Source organism: Bacillus sp. JH7, assembly GCF_001563515.1.
Classification (GTDB): Bacteria; Bacillota; Bacilli; order Bacillales; family Bacillaceae_G; genus Bacillus_A; species Bacillus_A cereus.
In genome coordinates this window covers 166,291-186,934 of the sequence record NZ_LPUS01000022.1, presented here as the reverse complement: position 1 = coordinate 186,934, position 20,644 = coordinate 166,291, and the positions used below count along the sequence as shown (strand labels likewise).

Genomic DNA, 20,644 nt, shown 5'->3' with positions numbered 1-20,644 from the left:
ATCACCTTATAAATAATACTTAATTAGAATTATTATTTTGACGTACTTATTATTACTTGTTATAATTGGAAACAAACGTTCTGAAAAAGATTCTCATTTATAAAATTGAGGTGTTAGATAGATGACAAAGAAAAGAATAGGTTTACTCGTAATGGCGTATGGAACACCAGAATCATTAGACGATGTAGAGGCATATTATACACATATCCGTCACGGGCGTACGCCATCAGAAGAAGCGCTTGAAGATTTAATTGGGCGCTATAAAGCGATTGGTGGAATTTCACCGCTTGCAAAAATTACGAAAGAACAGGCGCATAAATTAACAGATTCAATGAATAACATATTTACAGAGTATGAATTTACTTGTTACTTAGGTTTAAAACATATTGCACCATTTATAGAAGATGCTGTAGAAGAAATGAAGCGTGATGGGATCGAGCAAGCGATTAGTATCGTATTAGCGCCGCATTACTCTACATTTAGCATTAAAGCGTATAATGACCGTGCTATTCGTCTTTCAAAAGAAATCGGTGGTCCTGTTATTGAACCAATTGAACAATGGTATGATGAACCGAAATTTATTTCGTATTGGGCAGACCAAATAAAAGAGATGTTTACAGAAATTGATAATAAAGAGAAAGCAGTCGTAATTTTTTCAGCGCATAGTTTGCCAGAAAAAATTATTGCAGCAGGAGACCCATATGTAGAACAACTAAAGCATACGGCAGATTTAATTGCAGAAGCTGCAAATATTCAAAACTATACAATCGGTTGGCAAAGTGCTGGGAATACTCCAGATCCGTGGATTGGTCCAGATGTGCAAGATTTAACGAAAGATTTATATGAAGAGCATGGGTACGAATCTTTCGTATATTGCCCAGTTGGTTTTGTAGCGGAGCATTTAGAAGTTTTATATGACAACGATTATGAATGTAAAGTTGTAACGGATGAATTAAATGCCAAATATTTCAGACCAAATATGCCGAATGCACAATCTGCATTTATCGACTGTTTGGCTGAAATTGTTTCCAAAAAAGTGAAGGAAATAGTTGACAAAGATTTAGTTTTGAATAATAATTAATTTATAATAATTTTAAATAAATAATGATTACTATGAAGGAAAGAGGAGGATCCCCCTAGATGAATCCAAATAATCGCTTAACAACAAACCAAGGTGCTCCAGTTGGAGACAACCAAAATTCTCGTACAGCTGGTCGTCGTGGACCAGTATTATTAGAAGACTATCATTTAGTAGAAAAACTTGCGCACTTTGATCGTGAACGTATTCCGGAGCGTGTTGTGCATGCACGTGGTGCAGGTGCTCACGGTGTATTCGTAACGAAAAATAGTATGAAGCAATATACGAAAGCAGCATTTTTACAAAATGAAGGAACTGAAACGCCTGTATTTGTTCGTTTTTCAACGGTTATTCATGGTCAAGGTTCTCCTGAAACAGCACGTGACCCACGTGGGTTTGCTGTTAAATTTTATACAGAAGAAGGAAACTACGATATCGTAGGTAATCATTTACCAGTTTTCTTCATTCGTGATGCAATTAAATTCCCTGATATGGTACATTCCTTAAAACCAGCACCTGATACGAATATTCAAACGCCAGATCGTTATTGGGATTTCATGACGTTAAGTCCAGAATCTACACATATGATGACATGGGTATTTTCTGATTACGGTACACCAGCAAGCTATCGTGAAATGGAAGGTTTCGGCGTCCATTCATTTAAATGGATTAATGAAGAAGGTAAAATTGTTTATATTAAATACCACTGGAAACCACAGCAAGGTGTACGTAACTTAAATGCGAAAGAAGTGCAAGAAGTACAAGGGAAAGACTTCAATCATGCAACTCGTGACTTGTTCGATGCAATCGAAAAAGGAAATTACCCAAAATGGGATTTACACGTACAAGTTATGCAATTAGATGAAATGGACTCTTTAGACTTTGATCCACTAGATCCAACGAAAGTATGGCCAGAAGAACGCTTCCCATTAATGGAAGTAGGGACAATGACGTTAAATCGTAATCCGAAAAACTTCTTTGCAGAAGTAGAGCAAGTAGCGTTCTCTCCAAGTGCAACTGTAAATGGTATTGAGCCATCGGAAGATAAATTATTACAAGGTCGTTTATTCTCTTACCCAGATACACAGCGTTATCGTCTTGGTGCAAATTACTTACAAATTCCTGTAAACTGCCCATACGCAGCTGTTCATAATCAACAACGTGATGGTGCGATGCAAGTGAATCAAAACCCATCTACAATCAACTACGAACCGAGTCGTCATGCAGAGAATCCAGTTGAAGACAAAGCTTACCGCGATTCAACTATGAAAGTAGAAGGCTATGTATCTCGTGAAAAAATTGAGAAACCAAATGACTTCAAACAAGCAGGTGAGCGTTACCGTTCATTCTCTAAAGAAGAGCAAGATAACTTAATTGCAAACTTAACAAATGATCTAAAAGACGTAAATGAACGCACAAAATTATTAGCTGTTTGTAACTTCTTCCGTGCAGATCAAGAATACGGTATGCGTTTAGCGCAGGCATTAAATGTTGATATTACGCAATATGTAGGAAATGCTCCGAAATAAATAGGAAAAGACGACCGGGCTTCGGTCGTCTTTTTTGTATAAAGTTATGTGGGGTATTTCGCATGTAAAACATGTCGGAATTTGTTGGTAAATCGATATGTTGTGTCGAACCGTTGATATATTGAAAGAAACAATCGATATATTTGAAAAATCGTTGATATATCCAAAAAACCGTTAATATATTTCCGGTTATACTAGATGGGGTATGTTGCCCGGTGCGCAAAAAAGAGATGCAATCTATTACTAATAGATTGCATCTCTTTTTTAGTTTGCTCGCTCTGCATGTTCATAAGCTTTCTCACCATGCATCGAAATATCAAGTCCCATGTGTTCCTCGTGCTCATCTACTCGAACGGGGAGGAAAAAGCTAATAACTTTAATAATGGTGTACGTCATTATGATTGTAAAGGCATAGGTTGCCCCGATTGCTACAAGTTGTTTAAACAGTAACGCGGCGTTTCCGTAAAACAATCCGTTCGCACCATCCCCGTTTACGGCAGTAGTTGCAAATAGTCCTGTTGCAATACCGCCCCAAGTTCCTCCGATGCCGTGGCATCCAAAGGCATCAAGTGTATCGTCATAACCGAATTTTGTTTTTAAGAAGAAAACGGCGCCAAAGCATAATATGCCACCAATTGCTCCGATAAGAAGGGCGGAGAAAGGTGTAACGAACCCGCAAGCTGGTGTAATAGCGACTAGACCAGAAACAACTCCGCAAGCAGCTCCCATTGCGGTCGGTTTTGATTGGAAGAACCATTCAGAAAGCATCCAAGTTAGAGCCGAGGCAGCGGCGGCTATATTTGTATTAATAAATGCAGTTAACGCTACGTCGTTTAAGGATAATGCGCTGCCGACGTTAAAGCCGAACCAGCCAAACCATAATAAACCTGCGCCTAACATTGTAAATGGCAAATGGTGAGGAGAAGAACCATGTATGTTTTTTCGTTTTCCGAGGAAAATAGCTAATACAAGACCAGCAACTCCGGAAGTGATGTGAACGACGTTTCCGCCAGCGAAGTCTAGGGCGCCAAGTTCCCTTAGCCACCCACCGACGCCCCATACCCAATGAGCGACAGGATTGTAAACGATCGTTGTCCATAGAAGGATAAAAATAAGAAAGGCAGAAAATCGCATTCTTTCAGCAAATGCACCTGAAATTAAAGCTGGAGTTAAAATGGCGAACATGAGTTGAAACATCATGAATAAATTGTGAGGAATAGTAGATGAGTAGTCTGGATTTGGTGCGTAGGTAACTCCGTTTAGACCGAACCAATCAAGTGTACCGATAAGCCCGTGCCAATCTGGTCCGAATGATAAAGAATAGCCGATAACAATCCATTGAATCGAAACGATAGCCATTGCGCTATAACTATGCATCGTTGTACTGAGTACGTTTTTGCTGCGAACCATACCTCCATAAAAAAGTGCCAATCCTGGTGTCATCAACATGACCATTACTGTCGTCACAAACATAAAAACTGTATCTCCCATATTCATGAGCTCTCCTCCTATGATGTTAGAAAAAACAACATCGTTTTGTTATGTTTCATATCATATTCGAAATTAAATTAAAAATCAACTAAAAAATCAGAAAATTATATACTTGATGTCAGGAAATCTAACATAAATTATTTTGTGAGGATTGAAATCGACATATGCGTTTCACTTGGATAATTGGTATAATATTCTTACAATTAAAAACTTGGGGGATGCGTGTGGGAAAAATACGGACTAGGAAACTATTCATTTGTTTTTGCTTAGCTTTTGTTTTGTTTGTACCAATACATACTTTTACAGACGAAAAAAGAGAGTGGAAAGATGAAGTTATATACTCCATTATGATTGATCGCTTCAATAATGGAGAACCGAAAAATGACAAGCAGTTAGAAGTTGGTAATTTAGAAGGGTATCAAGGCGGGGATATAAGAGGAATTATAAAAAGGTTGGATTACATAAAAGAAATGGGTTTTACTACCATTATGCTTTCGCCGCTTTTTGAAAGTGGAAAGTACGATGGATTAGACGTGCGAAATTTTAAAAAGGTAAATGAACATTTCGGGACAGACAATGATGTGAAAGAACTTGTAAAAGAAGCTCATGCAAAAGGAATGAAAGTTGTATTTCAATTTCCACTTGGAGAAAACGAACAACAGGTAATTGATGCAACGAAATGGTGGATAAAAGAAGTTGATTTAGACGGAAGTTATGTTATACATAGTGAAAAAAAGCCGCGTTCCTTTTGGGATAACGCGCAAAAAGATATGCAAGTGATAAAGAAAGATTTTCGTATTATGACAAAGGAGGATAGCGAATACAACGAAAAAATAGTAGAATCGTTTTCCAAAGCGGATGTATCGGTGAAATCGTTATACGATGTGAGTAAAAAAGAAGGGGAATTTGTTACGTTTTTAGATGATCAAGAAACAAAAAGATATGCGCGTATTGCAAAAGAAAATATGTATTATCCGCCATCACGTTTAAAACTGGCGCTTACTTATTTGTTAACATCACCTGGAATTCCGAATTTTTATTACGGAACTGAAATTGCATTAGATGGAGGAAGTGTACCCGATAATAGACGATTAATGGATTTTAAGTCAGACGAAAAATTTATGCAGCACATAACAAAACTAGGTGAACTTAGGCAGGCGAGACCGTCTTTACGACGCGGTACGTTTGAGCTTCTGTATGATAAGAGCGGGATGAGCATACTAAAACGAAAATATAAAGATGAAGTAACTTTAGTAGCAATTAATAATACGAAAGAAACACAAAAAGTCTCCTTACCTGCAAGTGCAATTGGTGAAAAACAAGAGTTAAGAGGATTGTTGCAGGATGAAATTATAAGAGAGGAAAACGGAAAATTTTATCTCGTTTTAAAGCGTGAAGAATCAAACGTGTATAAAGTTAACGGAGAAACAGGTGTGAATTGGTTATTTATCTCCTTAATCGTTGGTGTGAATGTATTATTTATTGCGTTTTTAATTGTAGTTAAAAGGAAACGTAGATGAGAAGTTGCTGGCTCTATGTTCATGTCTTCTTATTGTATATGTAAGTTTGTTCGGTGGCGCGATAGTATTTATTCTGTTGATATGAAATTTCTTAAGAGGAACGATGTGAGAATGAAAACTTCTCTAATGAGAGGGGGATTTCAGGTTAGGGAGAAAAAGCCATCTTCCTAACCTGTTTTTGTGTCCATACGGATAGAGAAAGGCCTTTGAAATAAACAATAGTTGCATCTTTATTAAAAATTTATGCTTCTTTTTAACTCCATCCAAATATGATTGAAATTAAGATGGTTCAAGTCGGAGGAAGGCACTTTGAGGTGTCTTTTTTTATGACCTTTATCATTAACTATTTAATGTTTTTTAAATGATTACATGACATATTTTTTTTGTACCAAGCTTTGTTGATACAGTTAGACTTATCCGTTAGTGTATTCGTATTATTAGAACATCCTACAGTATTTAGGGAGAATGTGGCCAATAAAAACCATAATATTAATTTCTTCAAATAACCACTTCTAACTCTTTTTTAATTAACATTTTTTAAAATACTTATTAATTTTACATTACATTAAAGGTTGGAAAATATTCTTATACTCATAAATTGTTACGTTTTGGCGAGGAGAGGAATTATGAGTTATAGCAATTTTTAAGATGACTTTGGCCTAGGATGTAATTACTAAGAAAAGTAATTCAAATCGAAGGGGGAAACGTCTTGAGGTGTCTTTTTCTTATTTTCAATAAGGTCTGCTAAATACATGTATAAAACAAATTCTACAATAAGGCCTAGTTTAATCATACGGTCACTTGTAAAGTATGCGTATGGTTAGACCCTGTTCACTTAGCGATTTTCACCGCATATACCTTTTTCTATAGTTTGTTCTCGTAATATTGTCTCTACAAGACAAAAAGAAAACTCCTCTAATTAAGAGGAGTTTTCTTTTTAGCGGTAGTTAATGAACTGTACGTCGATTGGTAAATCAGCGCTACGAACAGCTGCGATTACGGCTTGTAAGTCATCACGGCTTTTTGCTGTAACACGTACTTGATCATCTTGTACTTGTGTTTTTACTTTTAATTTCATTTCTTTAATGATGTTGTTAATTTTTTTCGCGTTATCTTTATCGATACCTTGTTGAAGTGTTGCGCGTTGGCGAACAGTGTTGCCAGTTGCAGCTTCAACTTTTCCGTAATCTAAGTTCTTAATTGGAACGTTACGTTTTACAAGTTTAGAGATAAGAACGTCTTTTACTTGCTCTAATTTAAACTCGTCATCAGAAGTTAAAACAAGTACTTCTTTTTCTAATTTAATATCACTTTTACTTCCTTTAAAGTCATATCGGTTTTGGATTTCTTTTAATGCGATATTAATTGCGTTTGTTACTTCAGGTAATTCTACTTTCGAAACGATGTCAAAAGAACTATCTTTTGCCATAGTTAGCACCTCCAAATAAATTTCTAATCTTGTTATGTACTGTACATACTAAAGTATAGCTGAAAACGAGTCTAGACTTAAGTGTTTTCGTACTTATATTCATGTAACCTCATTTTATTATAGTGAATTTTGGGCAGTTGGACAAATACAGGAAAAATCATGTTATAATTAACTTTTGTTTGGAATGATAAAAAAGATAATTTTATATATATAGAAGGGAATTAAAAAATATGTATTTGCAAATAGGATCGATTGAACAGGTAACTGTTTTACGCGAAACGGAAATCGGATATATGGTTGGGAATGAAGAAGAAGAAATTTTCCTACATAAAAACGAAGTAGCTGGAGAAATTGCAGAAGGCGATACGATTGATGTATTCTTATACCTTGATCACCAAAATCGTATTTCAGCAACAATGAAGGAACCAATTATTACAACGTATGATTGGAACTGGGTAAAGGTTGTAGAAGTTATTCCTAGTTTAGGTGTGTTTGTTGATATTGGTGTGTCAAAAGATATACTAATTCCAGCTGATGAGTTCCCGATTTATATGCCGGTATGGCCAGAAGTAGGCGACGAATTATATTGTACGTTAAAATTAACGAATCGTGATCGTTTAATTGCTCTTCCGGCAAGAGACAGTGATATGCAAGAAATTATCGTAGATGCAACGCCATCTATGCGTAATAAAAACGTAAACGGACGTGTATATCGTTCACTTCAAGTTGGTTCATTCATACTAACGGATGAGCATTTCCGTGCTTTCCTACACCATACAGAAAGAAAAGAACAAGTCCGCATCGGTCAGCGTGTAACGGGCCGTATTATTGACGTAAAAGATGACGGTACAATTAACATTTCACTTCTTCCTCGTAAAGAAGAAGGAATGGAAGATGATGCTGCAGTAATTTATGCATATATGGAAGAACGAGGCGGAGCAATGCCGTTTTGGGATAAGAGCCATCCAGAAGATATTAAAGAACGCTTTAACATGAGTAAAGCTGCATTTAAGCGCGCACTTGGTAAGTTGATGAAAGAAGAAAAGGTTTACCAAGAAGAAGGTTGGACGTACTTTAAGAAATAAGATGAAAGATTAAAAAGCACACCCTTATCTAAAAAGATAAGGGTGTGCTTTTTTTAATTTCCTTGCGGAGAAACAAGAGTAAATGTATCTTTCAAATCACTATCATTTATTTTAATATTTGCCTTTTTTAATTCCTCTTGTAACAATTTTTTGCTGAATACAGGATCAGCAGTACGTTCTTCCTCTAAGTTTTTGCGAATAGAGTTTTTTACCTCATCGTAAGGTTTTAAATCTTTTTTATCAGTTAATTTAATAACGTGATAACCGTTTGATGATTTTACGGGATTGCTAATTTGTCCAACATTTAGTTTGTAGGCAGCCGTTTCGAATTCAGGAGCCATTGTACCTGAATTGAAGTATCCAAGGTCTCCGCCTTTATCTTTTGATAGTAGATCTTGTGATTCTTGTTTTGCTAATTCTTCAAATGAAGCACCAGCATCTAGTTTACTCTTTATTTCTTTCGCTTCATTTTCGTCACTTACTAAAATGTGACTCGCTTTAATTTCTGGCTTATAGTGGTCTTTTACGTCTTTCTCTGTAATGCTTTTCTTAATCGCTTCATTCATAGCAAGTTTGAACTTAATTTGATTTTTGAAATCCTCTTCATCTTTTAAACCATTATTTTCTAATACTTTTTTGAATTGATCTCCATATTGTTTTTTTACTTTTTCTACTTCTTTATTTACCTCTTCATCAGGTACTTTATATTTTTTTGTGATGACGTCTTGTGCCATCATTTCGTATAGCATGTCTTTTCCGTAACGATCTTTCAATTGTTTTTCGAAGTTATCCTTTGTAATGGTCGAGTCTGTTGCTGTAGCGACTGTAGCTGAGCCGTTTTTTTGTCCGCAAGCAGATAACATCAATATACTTATTAGTGCAGTAATAATGAAAATATGTTTCCCTCTCATGCCAACACCTCATCCGAATATGTTATCGCTATTGTAGAATATAGAAGTGAACATGAAGTGAATTTTTAATGTTTTTTTCCTTTAAAATGTAAAAAAGTACATCAACATAATTGTTGATGTACGATGGAATCAAAGGTGATCGGTCTTTTTAGAGTATGCACGTTTCCCTTGCTGAATATTTTTTTGCTCTTGCTCATTTTTTTGTGTGCGTTTTGCGTTATTATCGCGTGCTTTTTTGTCGTTATCACTCGTATGTGGCATATGTATCAACTCCATTTCTAAACGTTGTACGTTTATCATTTCCTTTTTCGTAAAGACTATGTATAGCGGTGCATTTATGAAGGGTAAAGGTGGATTCGAAATGGATTTGAAGTTGAATTATACTGAACTTATAAAGAAGTTAATCGTTGTAATCATCGCAGGTTTATTAAACGCGATTGGGATGAATTTATTTTTAACGCCAGCAAAAGTGTATGCGAGCGGCTTTGCTGGATTGTCTCAATTATTATCACAAATATTAGGTGATTTTTTATCGATTCACATATCTACGGGAGTATTGTTTAGCTTATTTAATATTCCTGTCGTTATTTTAGCGTGGAAAAAGGTTGGAAAGGCCTTCACCTTTTTTAGTTTTCTTTGTGTTATATTTATGACTTTGTTTCTAGAGATCATCCCTGTTAGAGCGGTTTCGAATGATATCATATTAAATGCGATTTTTGGCGGGATTATTTCGGCAATTGGAGTAGGGATTGCTTTAAAGTGGGGTGCTTCTACAGGTGGATTAGATATTATCGCCATGATTTTATCAAAAATAAAAGATAAGCCTGTCGGTACATACTTTTTCTTTTTTAATGCAATTATCATTATCGCTGCTGGCTATGTATATGGATGGGAAAAAGCGTTGTATACGCTAGTGACTTTATATGTATCAACGAGAATTATTGATGCAATTCATACTCGTCATGTAAAGATTACAGCATTAATTGTTACGAAGAATGGGGCAGACGTAAGAAAGGCGATTCACTCGCGATTAGTAAGAGGGATTACAACGATACCAGCAACAGGTGCTTATACGAATGAAAATAAAGAAATGTTAATGATGGTTATTACCCGTTACGAGTTATACGAATTAGAGAGGATTATTAAACAAGTGGACCCAGGTGCATTTACAAATATACTGCAAACAGTTGGGGTGTTCGGATTGTTTCGGAAAGATTAAAGAGGACCAAAGTTGGTCCTCTTTTTTAATGTAAATTCGTGATGTTTTGCAATTGCTCTTGCATTTCACGGAGCTGAACTTTTTCAGCAGTTGAAGAGTTTGCGTAAGCGGATTGCAAAGCATTTTTTGCTCTATACACGAGATCTTGTTGCTCAGTACCGCTTGAACAAGATACGGCATTTTCAACAGCATCTCTAGCTTGTTGGAATAGTAAGTTCCCCATTTAAACCCCTCCAAAAGAAGAGTTACTTCTTGCTTTTTCTGCCTCAGCTAATGTACCTCTGTACGGGAATCTTGCATCATGCTTCATAACAGCATCGGCTCCTTGTTGGATAAAACGTTTTGATTTGTTCTTTTTACCCATTCGAAAAACCCCCTTTATTTAGCTGAAAACAATCGACGCAATGTCTCATGCGTCTACTTATAGTATGGACATTTGGCAGGAAACTATAAGTAGGGAATTTTTAGATTACAACCCAAGAACCTCTTCTAAATATAAAGCAATACCATCTTCTTCGTTCGTTAACGTCGTATGGTTTGCGAGTGATTTTAATTCAGGGATGGCATTTCCCATTGCGATGCCGTGACCAGCAAATTCAATCATTTCAAAATCATTATCTTCATCACCGAAAGCGATAATTCGCTCTTGTGGAATGTTGTAATGACTAGAAATTTTTTGTAATCCAACTGCTTTATTTAATCCGCTTTTCACAATTTCAATAATCGGCCAAGGTGCGCCCCATTTTCTATGGTCGATTACTTCCGCATGCATATCCGTTAAATGTTGACGAATTGCAGTAGAATGCTCGTCATGTGCGTCAATTAATAAGCAAGTTGGATGATCGTTTAAAATATTTAATAAGTCTCCGGTAAAAATCTTAGGAGAGCCGAATTCGAAAATATGTTTTTTATCTTCATCAATTTCACGAACATACACATCGTCCATTACTTCCGCGTATATATTTTTTACGCCAAAATCAAAGCAAGCTCGGACAATTTCTTGCGCTGTTGCTAGCTCAAGAGGAGAGTGATGTGTTCCCCAGTTTGAATCAAGAGGATGATGTACGTAAGCGCCGTTAAAGTTTACGATAGGTGTGTTAAGATCAAGTTCTTTATAGTAATCGTAACTAGCACGGAATGGACGTCCTGTTGAAATAACAACAATATGTCCCTGTTCCTTTGCTTTTGCAATTGTATGTTTCGTTCGAGTGGAAATTATTTTGTTGTCTGTTAATAAAGTGCCGTCTAAGTCTAATGCGATTAAATGTTGTTTGTTCATAATTTCACCTCTTATAATAATTTTTTTGTATCTATCTGTATTTCCGTTTTTAATATGCAGAAATAAGAGGTTAGACTCGGTGGAATCACCATAGATGGAAATTTCACTATATATCCATCTTACGTCTCAAAGTGCTGTGGTGTCTACTATTTATCGTTGGAAATTAAGAAAAGTCAACATCTTTTTAGAAAGTTCAAACAATGTTTCTTTCATTATGTACAAATTGTGAAAAGGGTTACATTGCTCGTGTGATGAGGCATATAATGAACATGTAATCTTCTCGTATATGTTTGACTCTCCTTTGAAACTAGCCTAGAGTAGGTTGGTTTCTTTTTTTTTCTACAAGTAGGAAAGAAATCCCTGCTTACGCTTGTGTCATTCATATATATGTACAAGAATGAGATGTAGTACTGTTTCCTAAACATGACAGAAAACCTTTCTTTTAAAATGGATATACTAATGAGGCAAGACGTCATGGAAGGAGAATGAAGATGGGACAAAATCGCAGGTTTCGTTCTGGACAAAAAGCGCCGAATGATGGCATTTACGTAGAAATTGGTGAAACGGGAAGTATGGTGAAAGATCCGCAAATGGTGAAATTAACTGCCGGTGAAAAGTTTCCGGATAACACGAATCATAACCGCCAGTGGACATATAAAAGAAAACCGTAACAGAAGCCGCAATCATTATTGCGGCTTTTTTGTCGTTACACATTGTAATTTCATTTACCGTATTTTTTAGCAGTATAATGAATGCTCTCTTTTTCTTTTTCAAATAATAAGTTTGAAAATACATAGGCAAAATTATTGTATAAAAAAGTCAGTTGGCGTATAATCAAATCAAAGGTCAAAGAAAGTCAAACTTTTGGAGGGCTGTAAAGATGGACTTAAATCAAATGACAACAAAAACACAAGAGGCGATTATGAGTGCCCAATCTTTAGCGGTATCTCATCATCACCAAGAGGTGGATACTGTTCATCTATTACTTGCATTATTAGAAGAGCAAGATGGATTAGCAGTACGTATATTTCAAAAAATGAATGTTGATATAGAAGCATTAAAGCAAGGTGCTGAAAGTTTAATTAAAAAGAAACCTTCTGTAACGGGGAGCGGTGCAGAAGTTGGAAAATTGTATGTAACGAGCGCTCTGCAACAACTGCTTGTAAGAGCAGGGAAAGAAGCAGAAAAACTGCAGGATGATTACATTTCAGTAGAACATGTGTTGCTTGCTTTTTCTGAAGAAAAGGGCGATATAAATCAATTATTTACAAGATTGCATATTACGAAAGATAACTTATTACAGTCTTTAATGACAGTTCGGGGGAATCAAAGAGTGACGAGTCAAAATCCAGAAGCAACTTATGAAGCGTTAGAAAAATATGGCCGTGATTTAGTGGCGGAAGTGAGAGCAGGGAAAATCGATCCTGTAATCGGCCGTGATAGTGAAATACGACGTGTAATCCGTATTCTTTCACGTAAAACGAAAAACAATCCTGTTTTAATTGGGGAGCCAGGTGTTGGTAAAACAGCAATCGTTGAAGGGCTAGCACAGCGTATTGTGAAAAAAGATGTACCTGAAGGATTGAAAGATAGAACGATTTTTGCGTTAGATATGAGTGCGCTCGTAGCAGGTGCGAAATTCCGTGGTGAGTTCGAAGAGCGTCTGCAAGCTGTATTAAATGAAATTAAAAAGAGTGAAGGCCGCATTTTATTATTCATTGATGAACTTCATACAATAGTTGGAGCTGGTAAAACTGAAGGTGCGATGGATGCAGGAAATATGTTAAAACCGATGCTTGCGCGTGGTGAACTGCATTGTATCGGGGCGACGACGCTCGATGAATATCGCAAATATATTGAGAAAGATCCAGCGCTAGAAAGACGTTTCCAACAAGTATTAGCAGAAGAACCAACTGTTGAAGATACAATTTCAATTTTACGCGGATTAAAAGAACGCTTTGAAATTTATCACGGTGTAAATATTCATGACCGTGCGATTGTAGCAGCGTCAGTTTTATCAGATCGATATATTTCAGATCGATTCTTACCTGACAAAGCAATTGACCTTGTTGATGAAGCGTGTGCAACAATTCGTACAGAAATCGATTCTATGCCAACAGAATTAGATGAAGTAACGCGCCGCATTATGCAGCTGGAAATTGAAGAAGCGGCTCTTGGAAAAGAAACGGATCGTGGTAGCCAAGAACGTCTAAAAACATTGCAACATGAATTATCGGATTTAAAAGAAGTTGCAAGTGGTATGAGAGCAAAGTGGGAGAAAGAAAAAGAAGACATTCACAAAGTTCGTGACTTACGTGAACATTTAGAACGTCTGCGTCGTGAATTAGAAGAAGCAGAAGGCAATTACGATTTAAATAAAGCAGCCGAACTTCGTCACGGGAAAATTCCAGCAATTGAAAAAGAGTTAAAAGAAGCGGAAGAAATGGGCGCGCATAATAAACAAGAAAATCGTTTATTACGTGAGGAAGTAAGTGAAGAAGAAATTGCAGATATTGTTTCACGGTGGACTGGTATTCCTGTTGCGAAACTCGTGGAAGGTGAACGCGAGAAATTATTACGCTTAGAGCAAATCTTATCAGAGCGTGTCATCGGACAAGAGGAAGCAGTAAGCTTAGTGTCAGACGCAGTTCTTCGTGCTCGCGCTGGTATTAAAGATCCGAACCGCCCGATTGGTTCTTTCATCTTCTTAGGACCAACAGGTGTTGGTAAAACAGAACTTGCAAAAACGTTAGCGCAGTCTTTATTCGATAGTGAAGAGCAAATGATTCGTATCGATATGTCTGAGTATATGGAGAAACACGCTGTGTCACGCTTAATTGGTGCGCCTCCTGGATATGTTGGGTATGAAGAGGGCGGTCAATTAACAGAAGCGGTAAGACGTAAACCGTATTCCGTTATTTTATTAGACGAAATCGAAAAAGCACATCCAGAAGTATTTAACATTTTATTACAAATGTTAGATGATGGACGCATTACAGATTCGCAAGGACGTACAGTGGACTTTAAAAACACAGTTATTATTATGACTTCAAATATTGGATCTGCTCATTTATTAGATGGATTAGAAGAAGATGGATCAATTAAAGAAGAATCAAGAGAACTTGTGATGGGACAATTAAGAGGACATTTCCGACCGGAGTTTTTAAACCGTGTCGACGAAATTATTTTATTCAAACCTCTTACAACGAATGAAATTAAAGGCATTGTTGATAAAATTGTAAAAGAACTACAAGGTCGTCTAGCTGACCGTCACATTACAGTAGAATTAACAGATGCAGCAAAAGAATTTGTTGTGGAAGCTGGTTTCGACCCAATGTACGGAGCTCGTCCATTAAAACGATACGTACAACGTCAAGTGGAAACGAAATTAGCACGAGAATTAATTGCAGGAACAATTACTGACAATAGTCACGTAGTTGTTGATGTAGAAAATAACGAATTAGTCGTTCATGTGAAATAAAAATAAAAAAAGAGTTCGGATAAAATCCGGACTCTTTTTTTAGTGTTGTTCTACTGGCTCGTTTGGAATTGCAGCTGAAATTGCGAGTACTAACACAGCAAGAACAACTGAGAAAATAGACGCTTGGTTAAAGTCGTATGTACCGCCAGTCATAGAGCCGATTACATAGCTCATCATATGTACAAGTAAGAACGACCAAATTAATGCCCAAATGAAACGCATATTTTACACCTCTATTCGTTCAATCTGTCCTTATTGTAACACAATTGAAAAAAGAATATAGAAAAATATTTGTAGATTTTTCAACGCAAATTTGCATTCCGTTCATACATTATAAAAGAGTGGTTTTATATGTTTAGAAAATAAGGCGGGGGAAAAATGAGTATTACGGAACGTTTTTTTTACTTAGAAAAAGAACCATGTGTCATTTATTTACCGGAGAAGCCAAATGGATTTTCTGTAATGCTTCTTGGTGATTACAACTACTTTATTGAGAATGGTACAAGTTTATGGACACAGCATGCGGGTAGATCTTATTTTTTACATGGCCTTATTGAGCAAGGCTACACTGTCTTTTCTTCTAATTTATACGGAAGACATTGGGGAAACGACCAATCTGTTCGTCTAGCAAAACGTTTATATGACGTTGTGTTGAGAAAAGAGACATTGAATGCGAAAATGCACATTATGGCAGATGGTATGGGAGCACTTGTAGCACTTGAAATGATGAACAAATATCCTGAGTGTATACGCTCTGTCATTATGTTAAATCCGTGTTTAGATTTACCAGAATATGTGGAGTTTGAGAAAGAGCATAAGTTTTTTTACAAGAGACTGGTGAAGGAATTAAGTTTGGCGTATGATTCCAAAGAAGAAGAATTAGAATTAAAAATAAATAAGAAATCATTTACGCTTCTTCCATCTTGTGTACCTGTTAAAATTTTCGTATCAACACAAGAAAAAAGAGGAAGAAAACAGCAGTTGCGTAGATATGAGAAAATGAGGCAACTAAATCAATGTGATACTTCTGTCTTGTTCCATCTGCAAGATGTGAAATATAAAATGGTTAGGCAAACGACCGATTTCTTTAAAAAATATGAAGAAGAATTATGAAGCTCCCATATACATAAATGAGGAGCTATTTGTTTCAGAGGGAAAGGGTTGGTGGTATGGAACGCGTGCTGATAATAGGTGCACTTACGTTTGTAGGTTATCACCTTGTAAATAAAATGATTGCAGAAGAAGTGGAAGTCTATGGTCTTGATTTTGATGAATTCGATAGTATGACCAAAATTAATGAAGAGAAGTTATTATTAATTGGGCGAAATGCGTTATTTACGTATTATTCGATAAGAGATGAAGATGGATGGAGATCGGTTGAGGAAGAGAGATTCGATACTGTTTACTTTTGCTTATATGAGCCAAATCAGCAAAGTGGATTTCGGAATGAAAGAGTCATATTACAATATTTAAAGCGAATTATAAGAATGTGTGAAGAACAAAAAGTGAAGTTAAATTTAATTTCTTCTATTGAAGTAGGAAGTACAGATGAATCCGAAAATAAGCGCCTATTTTTGAAAGTAGAAGAAGGATTGAAAAAAGGGAATTTACAATATAGTGTATTTCGAGTTCCAACATTATATGGACCGTGGCAACCGTCCTTTATGATGTTTCATCAGCTTATTTTATCAGAATTAGTTGAAAAAGAGTGCCGTTGTACGATTGAGGAAAAGGGGAATGATTTACTTTACGTTGAAGATGTATGTGAATACTTATGGGAACATGGAACGAACGGGGCGCATCTTGGTATATACAATTTACTTAGTGGTAAACAGTCATTATGGGAAAAAGGTATGAATCTTTTACGCGCGGATGATAAAGTAAATAAAAATAATAGCGAAGTAAGAGATGAGGCTATCGAAGTAATTTCGATAAAAAGAAATACTCCGTTAGAATACGGTTTAAATAAGCAACTGGCACACATGAAAAAATATAAAGAGTTATACGAAGGGTAGTACGCGTGTTACACTATTGTATGTGAAAGTTTTAATGGAGAGGAAGAGTATAATATGAACGAAAAAAGCATGCAGTTTTTACAAATCGCAATGAAGCATTTACCGGAAGCAAAGGCAATTTTAGATGATAATGGAATTGCACTTGATATGGAGAAGGCACAGCCGGTGTTAGAGTTGTTAATGAAAGTTATGAACGAGGCTTATGAGCTCGGGAAAGCAGATAAAGAATAAAAAGCATCTTTTTAGATGGAAGAGAGGCTCGAACCGTGAACAGAAGCGGTTTGAGTCTTTTTATATTTGAGAGGTATGTTTCTGTTTCTTTTAATGAAAAATAAAGTGGATAATGCGTTAGCTTTCTGTTTTATGCGAAATATATTCTAGACAAAAATACATTTATGTTTTAAAATTAGTACCAAGTCATAATAATTGATATAAAACGGAGGGCTGCGATGTGAACGTGGGCATTTTAGGGATCGGAAGATATGTGCCAGAAAAAGTAGTCACAAATCACGATTTAGAAAAAATAATGGATACATCCGATGAATGGATTCGTACGAGAACGGGAATTGCAGAAAGACGCATTGCCGATGATACAATAGATACTTCATATATGGCCGTAGAGGCTGCAAAAAAAGCACTTGAAGATGCAGGGGTTAGCGGAGAAGATATCGATCTTATTTTAGTGGCGACAGTAACACCAGATCGTGCGTTTCCAGCAGTAGCTTGTGTCATTCAAGAAGCGATTGGAGCGAAACATGCAGCTGCAATGGATGTAGGTGCAGCATGCGCTGGTTTTATGTACGGAATGATTACAGCGCAGCAATTTATTCAAACGGGGACTTATAAAAACGTATTAGTAGTTGGTAGTGATAAGCTATCTAAAATTGTAGACTGGAATGATCGAAATACAGCGGTATTATTTGGAGACGGAGCCGGTGCTATCGTAATGGGAGCAGTTTCAGAAGGAAGAGGCGTTCTATCTTTCGAATTAGGAGCAGACGGAAGCGGCGGTAAGCATCTATATCAAGACGAGTATGTTATGATGAATGGCAGAGAAGTCTTTAAATTTGCCGTTCGTCAACTTGGTGAATCTTGTCTTCGCGTGCTGGATAAGGCTGGTCTTACAAAAGAGGATGTGGATTTCTTAGTACCGCATCAAGCGAATATTCGTATTATGGAATCTGCAAGAGAGAGATTAAATTTGCCACAAGAAAAAATGAGTATGACAATTGAAAAGTTTGGTAATACATCGGCTTCTTCAATTCCGATTGCAATGGTAGAGGAATTGCAAAACGGACGTATTCAAGATGGTGATTTAATTATACTTGTTGGTTTTGGCGGCGGATTAACATGGGGAGCAGTCGCTCTTCGTTGGGGTAAATAAGGACTGAGAGAAAAAAAGGAGTGTATTTTGTATGGAAAAAAAGAGGGTCGTAATTACAGGACTAGGAGCTGTTACACCGGTCGGTACAGATGTTGAAACAGCGTGGGAAAACATTAAAAAGGGTGTATCTGGAATCGGACGACTTACAAGAATTGATCCGGAACTATTTCCAGCAAAAGTAGCAGCAGAAATTAACGACTTTGAAGTCGAGAAATATATTGATAAAAAAGAAGCGCGCCGTATGGATCGCTTTACACAATATGCAGTAGCAGCAGCGAAAATGGCAGTTGCAGATGCAAAGCTTGAAATTACAGAAGAAAACGGACCGCGAATTGGTGTGTGGATTGGTTCTGGTATTGGTGGTATGGAAACATACGAAGAACAATTTAAGATTTTTACTGAGAAAGGCCCGCGCCGCGTGAGCCCATTCTTCGTACCGATGATGATTCCAGATATGGCAGCAGGTCAAGTATCGATCGCAACAGGAGCAAAAGGAATTAACACTTGTTCTGTAACGGCTTGTGCATCTGGTGCAAACTCAATTGGTGATGCATTTAAAGCGATTCAGCGCGGTGATGCTGATGCAATGATTACGGGCGGGGCAGAGGCGCCGTTAACAAGTATGGCATTCGCAGGATTTAGCTCAGCGAAAGCATTAACATTTAATGAAGACCCAGCAACGGCTTGCCGTCCATTTGATAAAAATCGTAGCGGTTTTGTAATGGGTGAAGGCTCAGGTATTCTAATTCTTGAAGAATTAGAGCACGCATTAGCGCGTGGTGCTCACATTTACGCGGAAATTGCTGGTTATGGTGCAACTGGTGATGCATTCCATATTACAATGCCTGCTCCTGGTGGTGAAGGCGGAGTGCGTGCAATGCGTCAAGCTTTAGCTGATGCAGGCCTACAGCCAGAAGATATTGATTACATTAATGCGCATGGTACAAGTACGGATGCGAATGAAAAATATGAAACGATGGCAATTAAAGAAACTTTCGGTGAGCACGCGTATAAAGTAGCGATTAGCTCAACGAAATCAATGACAGGTCACTTATTAGGAGCAGCTGGTGCTGTTGAAGCGATTTTCTCTATTAAATCAATTACAGACGGAGTAATTCCGCCAACAATTAACTATGAGACACCAGATCCAGAATGTGACTTAGATTACGTACCGAATCAAGCGAGACACCAAGAAGTAAACGCGGTGTTAAGTAATTCATTAGGATTCGGTGGTCATAACGCAGTATTAGTATTTAAATCGTATAAATAATAGATAAAATAAGGAGTTTTTTCGCAATATATTGCGAAAAAACTCCTTATTTATTTTTACGCCTTTTTCTCCTGTAGCATATACATAAGAAAAAGGAGGGATAAAGATGGGGATTGTTGAAACAGCTGAATGGCTACATTTATATTATGGGCGGCCAGAAAAACTTTGTGAGAAATTTACAAAGTATATTCCGTTGCCGAAAGAAAGGTTGTATCGCTTTTTAATTTCAAAAGGGATGTATCGCCCGATCATGCGCGGAGAAAAGGAAATTAAAGAATTAGAGGAAAAGGAAATTTGGAAAGAATTGAGCCTGGAGTATGATAAACTGAAAAACTGGTTAAAAGGTCCAGATGTCCCTGTCTTTATTTTATTATCAGATTCCTATAATCGAACTGTACAAGAAGAGTATAACGGTAGGGCTGGATTATCTATGCGTCATGTTATTTTCTTATTCGTATGTGGACGGAATTCGGTAGAAGAATTAAAAGTGTTATTAGCGCATGAATATCATCACATATGCAGGTTACATCAAATTGAGACGAAAGAAACAGAATATACATTACTTGATACGATGATTATGGAAGGGCTAGCTGAACAAGCAGTAACAGAAAGGTATACAGAAAAAAACAATGCACCGTGGACGGCGTATCTTTCAAAGGAAGAGGCTATTTATTATTGGAAAAATATTGTACATGAAAGAATAAGTATAAAACGAGGAACAAGGGAACATGACATCTTATTAAATGGCTTTCACTCTTATCCGAAGATGCTTGGCTATGCGCTTGGATTTCATATTGTCAAAGATTGTGTAACTTTGGAAGGAGAAGATACACTTTCTTTATTATCTATAGATGCAAAAGAAATATTGAATAAAGCAAGTACATTTCATATATAAAAAAACAGGATTTCTATTTCCTGTTTTTTTAGTATTAATAGAAGAAAAAATAATAATT

At 36.7% G+C, this 20,644-nt stretch carries 21 protein-coding genes; 13 read left to right on the top strand and 8 right to left on the bottom strand.

Annotated elements, in window-relative coordinates; all coding sequences use genetic code 11:
- The first annotated feature begins 121 nt into the window (after nt 1-121).
- Nucleotides 122-1,081: a ferrochelatase gene (gene hemH, locus AU379_RS21495; RefSeq protein ID WP_000163131.1), complete on the top strand. Its 960-nt coding sequence runs from the start codon at nt 122-124 to the stop codon at nt 1,079-1,081.
- Between the two features lie 59 nt (nt 1,082-1,140).
- Nucleotides 1,141-2,607: a catalase KatB gene (gene katB / locus AU379_RS21490; protein ID WP_048568225.1), complete on the top strand. Its 1,467-nt coding sequence runs from the start codon at nt 1,141-1,143 to the stop codon at nt 2,605-2,607.
- Nucleotides 2,608-2,871: 264 nt separating this feature from the next.
- Here the strand turns inward: katB and AU379_RS21485 are convergent, their stop codons facing one another.
- Nucleotides 2,872-4,104, bottom strand: a complete 1,233-nt coding sequence (locus AU379_RS21485) for an ammonium transporter (RefSeq protein ID WP_061139704.1) — start codon at nt 4,102-4,104, stop codon at nt 2,872-2,874.
- Nucleotides 4,105-4,262: 158 nt separating this feature from the next.
- On the opposite strand from AU379_RS21485, the gene AU379_RS21480 reads away from it, so the two are divergent.
- A complete protein-coding gene (locus AU379_RS21480; protein WP_061139703.1) occupies nt 4,263-5,618 on the top strand; it encodes an alpha-amylase family glycosyl hydrolase in 1,356 nt (451 codons plus the stop codon).
- Nucleotides 5,619-6,555: 937 nt separating this feature from the next.
- Here AU379_RS21480 and AU379_RS21475 read toward each other — a convergent pair.
- The gene (locus AU379_RS21475) at nt 6,556-7,047 is read right to left on the bottom strand and encodes a YajQ family cyclic di-GMP-binding protein (protein WP_001040149.1); all 492 of its coding nucleotides are present in this window, start codon (nt 7,045-7,047) and stop codon (nt 6,556-6,558) included.
- A 230-nt stretch (nt 7,048-7,277) separates the two neighbouring features.
- Between AU379_RS21475 and AU379_RS21470 the strand changes: the two genes are divergently transcribed.
- Nucleotides 7,278-8,132: a S1-like domain-containing RNA-binding protein gene (locus tag AU379_RS21470; protein WP_000281257.1), complete on the top strand. Its 855-nt coding sequence runs from the start codon at nt 7,278-7,280 to the stop codon at nt 8,130-8,132.
- A 53-nt stretch (nt 8,133-8,185) separates the two neighbouring features.
- On the opposite strand, the gene prsA is transcribed toward AU379_RS21470, so the two are convergent.
- Complete coding sequence (prsA, locus tag AU379_RS21465) at nt 8,186-9,043, bottom strand: peptidylprolyl isomerase PrsA (protein WP_061139702.1); 858 nt, start codon at nt 9,041-9,043, stop codon at nt 8,186-8,188.
- A 129-nt stretch (nt 9,044-9,172) separates the two neighbouring features.
- The gene (locus AU379_RS29610; RefSeq protein ID WP_001120851.1) at nt 9,173-9,304 is read right to left on the bottom strand and encodes a DUF3941 domain-containing protein; all 132 of its coding nucleotides are present in this window, start codon (nt 9,302-9,304) and stop codon (nt 9,173-9,175) included.
- A 100-nt stretch (nt 9,305-9,404) separates the two neighbouring features.
- On the opposite strand from AU379_RS29610, the gene AU379_RS21460 reads away from it, so the two are divergent.
- Complete coding sequence (locus AU379_RS21460) at nt 9,405-10,262, top strand: YitT family protein (protein ID WP_000364431.1); 858 nt, start codon at nt 9,405-9,407, stop codon at nt 10,260-10,262.
- A gap of 25 nt (nt 10,263-10,287) precedes the next feature.
- Here AU379_RS21460 and AU379_RS21455 read toward each other — a convergent pair whose 3' ends face one another.
- The 3 genes from AU379_RS21455 to AU379_RS21445 all read right to left on the bottom strand — a co-directional run bounded on the left by AU379_RS21455 (nt 10,288) and on the right by AU379_RS21445 (nt 11,541).
- Nucleotides 10,288-10,485 (bottom strand): DUF3813 domain-containing protein, encoded by a 198-nt coding sequence (locus AU379_RS21455; RefSeq protein ID WP_000527407.1) that lies wholly within the window; start codon nt 10,483-10,485, stop codon nt 10,288-10,290.
- On the bottom strand, nt 10,486-10,626 hold the full coding sequence (locus AU379_RS21450; RefSeq protein ID WP_000516816.1) for a hypothetical protein: 141 nt from the start codon (nt 10,624-10,626) through the stop codon (nt 10,486-10,488). It abuts the gene before it with no gap.
- 105 nt (nt 10,627-10,731) lie between these two features.
- Nucleotides 10,732-11,541, bottom strand: a complete 810-nt coding sequence (locus tag AU379_RS21445; protein WP_001041232.1) for a Cof-type HAD-IIB family hydrolase — start codon at nt 11,539-11,541, stop codon at nt 10,732-10,734.
- 491 nt (nt 11,542-12,032) lie between these two features.
- Between AU379_RS21445 and AU379_RS21440 the strand changes: the two genes are divergently transcribed.
- A complete protein-coding gene (locus AU379_RS21440) occupies nt 12,033-12,212 on the top strand; it encodes a YjzC family protein (protein ID WP_000531421.1) in 180 nt (59 codons plus the stop codon).
- Between the two features lie 209 nt (nt 12,213-12,421).
- Nucleotides 12,422-15,022, top strand: coding sequence for an ATP-dependent chaperone ClpB (gene clpB, locus AU379_RS21435; protein WP_000365398.1), 2,601 nt, complete (start codon nt 12,422-12,424; stop codon nt 15,020-15,022).
- A gap of 39 nt (nt 15,023-15,061) precedes the next feature.
- On the opposite strand, the gene AU379_RS21430 is transcribed toward clpB, so the two are convergent.
- A complete protein-coding gene (locus AU379_RS21430; protein ID WP_001211116.1) occupies nt 15,062-15,244 on the bottom strand; it encodes a YjzD family protein in 183 nt (60 codons plus the stop codon).
- Between the two features lie 156 nt (nt 15,245-15,400).
- On the opposite strand from AU379_RS21430, the gene AU379_RS21425 reads away from it, so the two are divergent.
- From AU379_RS21425 to AU379_RS21400, 6 genes are all read left to right on the top strand, one after another.
- Nucleotides 15,401-16,135 (top strand): hydrolase, encoded by a 735-nt coding sequence (locus tag AU379_RS21425; RefSeq protein ID WP_000028714.1) that lies wholly within the window; start codon nt 15,401-15,403, stop codon nt 16,133-16,135.
- Nucleotides 16,136-16,164: 29 nt separating this feature from the next.
- On the top strand, nt 16,165-17,037 hold the full coding sequence (locus AU379_RS21420; RefSeq protein WP_001986101.1) for an NAD(P)-dependent oxidoreductase: 873 nt from the start codon (nt 16,165-16,167) through the stop codon (nt 17,035-17,037).
- Nucleotides 17,038-17,091: 54 nt separating this feature from the next.
- Nucleotides 17,092-17,268 (top strand): ComZ family protein, encoded by a 177-nt coding sequence (locus AU379_RS21415; RefSeq protein ID WP_001986215.1) that lies wholly within the window; start codon nt 17,092-17,094, stop codon nt 17,266-17,268.
- A 220-nt stretch (nt 17,269-17,488) separates the two neighbouring features.
- Entirely contained in the window at nt 17,489-18,421 is a 933-nt protein-coding gene (gene fabH, locus AU379_RS21410; RefSeq protein WP_001100533.1) for a beta-ketoacyl-ACP synthase III, read from the top strand.
- Between the two features lie 31 nt (nt 18,422-18,452).
- Complete coding sequence (gene fabF, locus AU379_RS21405) at nt 18,453-19,691, top strand: beta-ketoacyl-ACP synthase II (RefSeq protein WP_000412656.1); 1,239 nt, start codon at nt 18,453-18,455, stop codon at nt 19,689-19,691.
- Between the two features lie 106 nt (nt 19,692-19,797).
- Nucleotides 19,798-20,586, top strand: a complete 789-nt coding sequence (locus AU379_RS21400; protein WP_000513275.1) for a DUF2268 domain-containing putative Zn-dependent protease — start codon at nt 19,798-19,800, stop codon at nt 20,584-20,586.
- The last annotated feature ends 58 nt before the right edge of the window (nt 20,587-20,644 follow it).

Bases quoted from the DNA above. Each gene is read 5' to 3' on its own strand.
- AU379_RS21475 (WP_001040149.1), bottom strand. From the start codon at position 7,047: ATGGCAAAAGATAGTTCTTTTGACATCGTTTCGAAAGTAGAATTACCT.
- AU379_RS21430 (WP_001211116.1), bottom strand. From the start codon at position 15,244: ATGCGTTTCATTTGGGCATTAATTTGGTCGTTCTTACTTGTACATATG.
- AU379_RS21485 (WP_061139704.1), bottom strand. From the start codon at position 4,104: ATGAATATGGGAGATACAGTTTTTATGTTTGTGACGACAGTAATGGTC.
- AU379_RS21400 (WP_000513275.1), top strand. From the start codon at position 19,798: ATGGGGATTGTTGAAACAGCTGAATGGCTACATTTATATTATGGGCGG.
- prsA (WP_061139702.1), bottom strand. From the start codon at position 9,043: ATGAGAGGGAAACATATTTTCATTATTACTGCACTAATAAGTATATTG.
- katB (WP_048568225.1), top strand. From the start codon at position 1,141: ATGAATCCAAATAATCGCTTAACAACAAACCAAGGTGCTCCAGTTGGA.
- AU379_RS21425 (WP_000028714.1), top strand. From the start codon at position 15,401: ATGAGTATTACGGAACGTTTTTTTTACTTAGAAAAAGAACCATGTGTC.
- AU379_RS29610 (WP_001120851.1), bottom strand. From the start codon at position 9,304: ATGCCACATACGAGTGATAACGACAAAAAAGCACGCGATAATAACGCA.
- AU379_RS21440 (WP_000531421.1), top strand. From the start codon at position 12,033: ATGGGACAAAATCGCAGGTTTCGTTCTGGACAAAAAGCGCCGAATGAT.
- hemH (WP_000163131.1), top strand. From the start codon at position 122: ATGACAAAGAAAAGAATAGGTTTACTCGTAATGGCGTATGGAACACCA.
- AU379_RS21415 (WP_001986215.1), top strand. From the start codon at position 17,092: ATGAACGAAAAAAGCATGCAGTTTTTACAAATCGCAATGAAGCATTTA.
- clpB (WP_000365398.1), top strand. From the start codon at position 12,422: ATGGACTTAAATCAAATGACAACAAAAACACAAGAGGCGATTATGAGT.
- fabF (WP_000412656.1), top strand. From the start codon at position 18,453: ATGGAAAAAAAGAGGGTCGTAATTACAGGACTAGGAGCTGTTACACCG.
- AU379_RS21460 (WP_000364431.1), top strand. From the start codon at position 9,405: ATGGATTTGAAGTTGAATTATACTGAACTTATAAAGAAGTTAATCGTT.
- AU379_RS21450 (WP_000516816.1), bottom strand. From the start codon at position 10,626: ATGGGTAAAAAGAACAAATCAAAACGTTTTATCCAACAAGGAGCCGAT.
- AU379_RS21470 (WP_000281257.1), top strand. From the start codon at position 7,278: ATGTATTTGCAAATAGGATCGATTGAACAGGTAACTGTTTTACGCGAA.
- AU379_RS21445 (WP_001041232.1), bottom strand. From the start codon at position 11,541: ATGAACAAACAACATTTAATCGCATTAGACTTAGACGGCACTTTATTA.
- AU379_RS21480 (WP_061139703.1), top strand. From the start codon at position 4,263: ATGCGTTTCACTTGGATAATTGGTATAATATTCTTACAATTAAAAACT.
- AU379_RS21455 (WP_000527407.1), bottom strand. From the start codon at position 10,485: ATGGGGAACTTACTATTCCAACAAGCTAGAGATGCTGTTGAAAATGCC.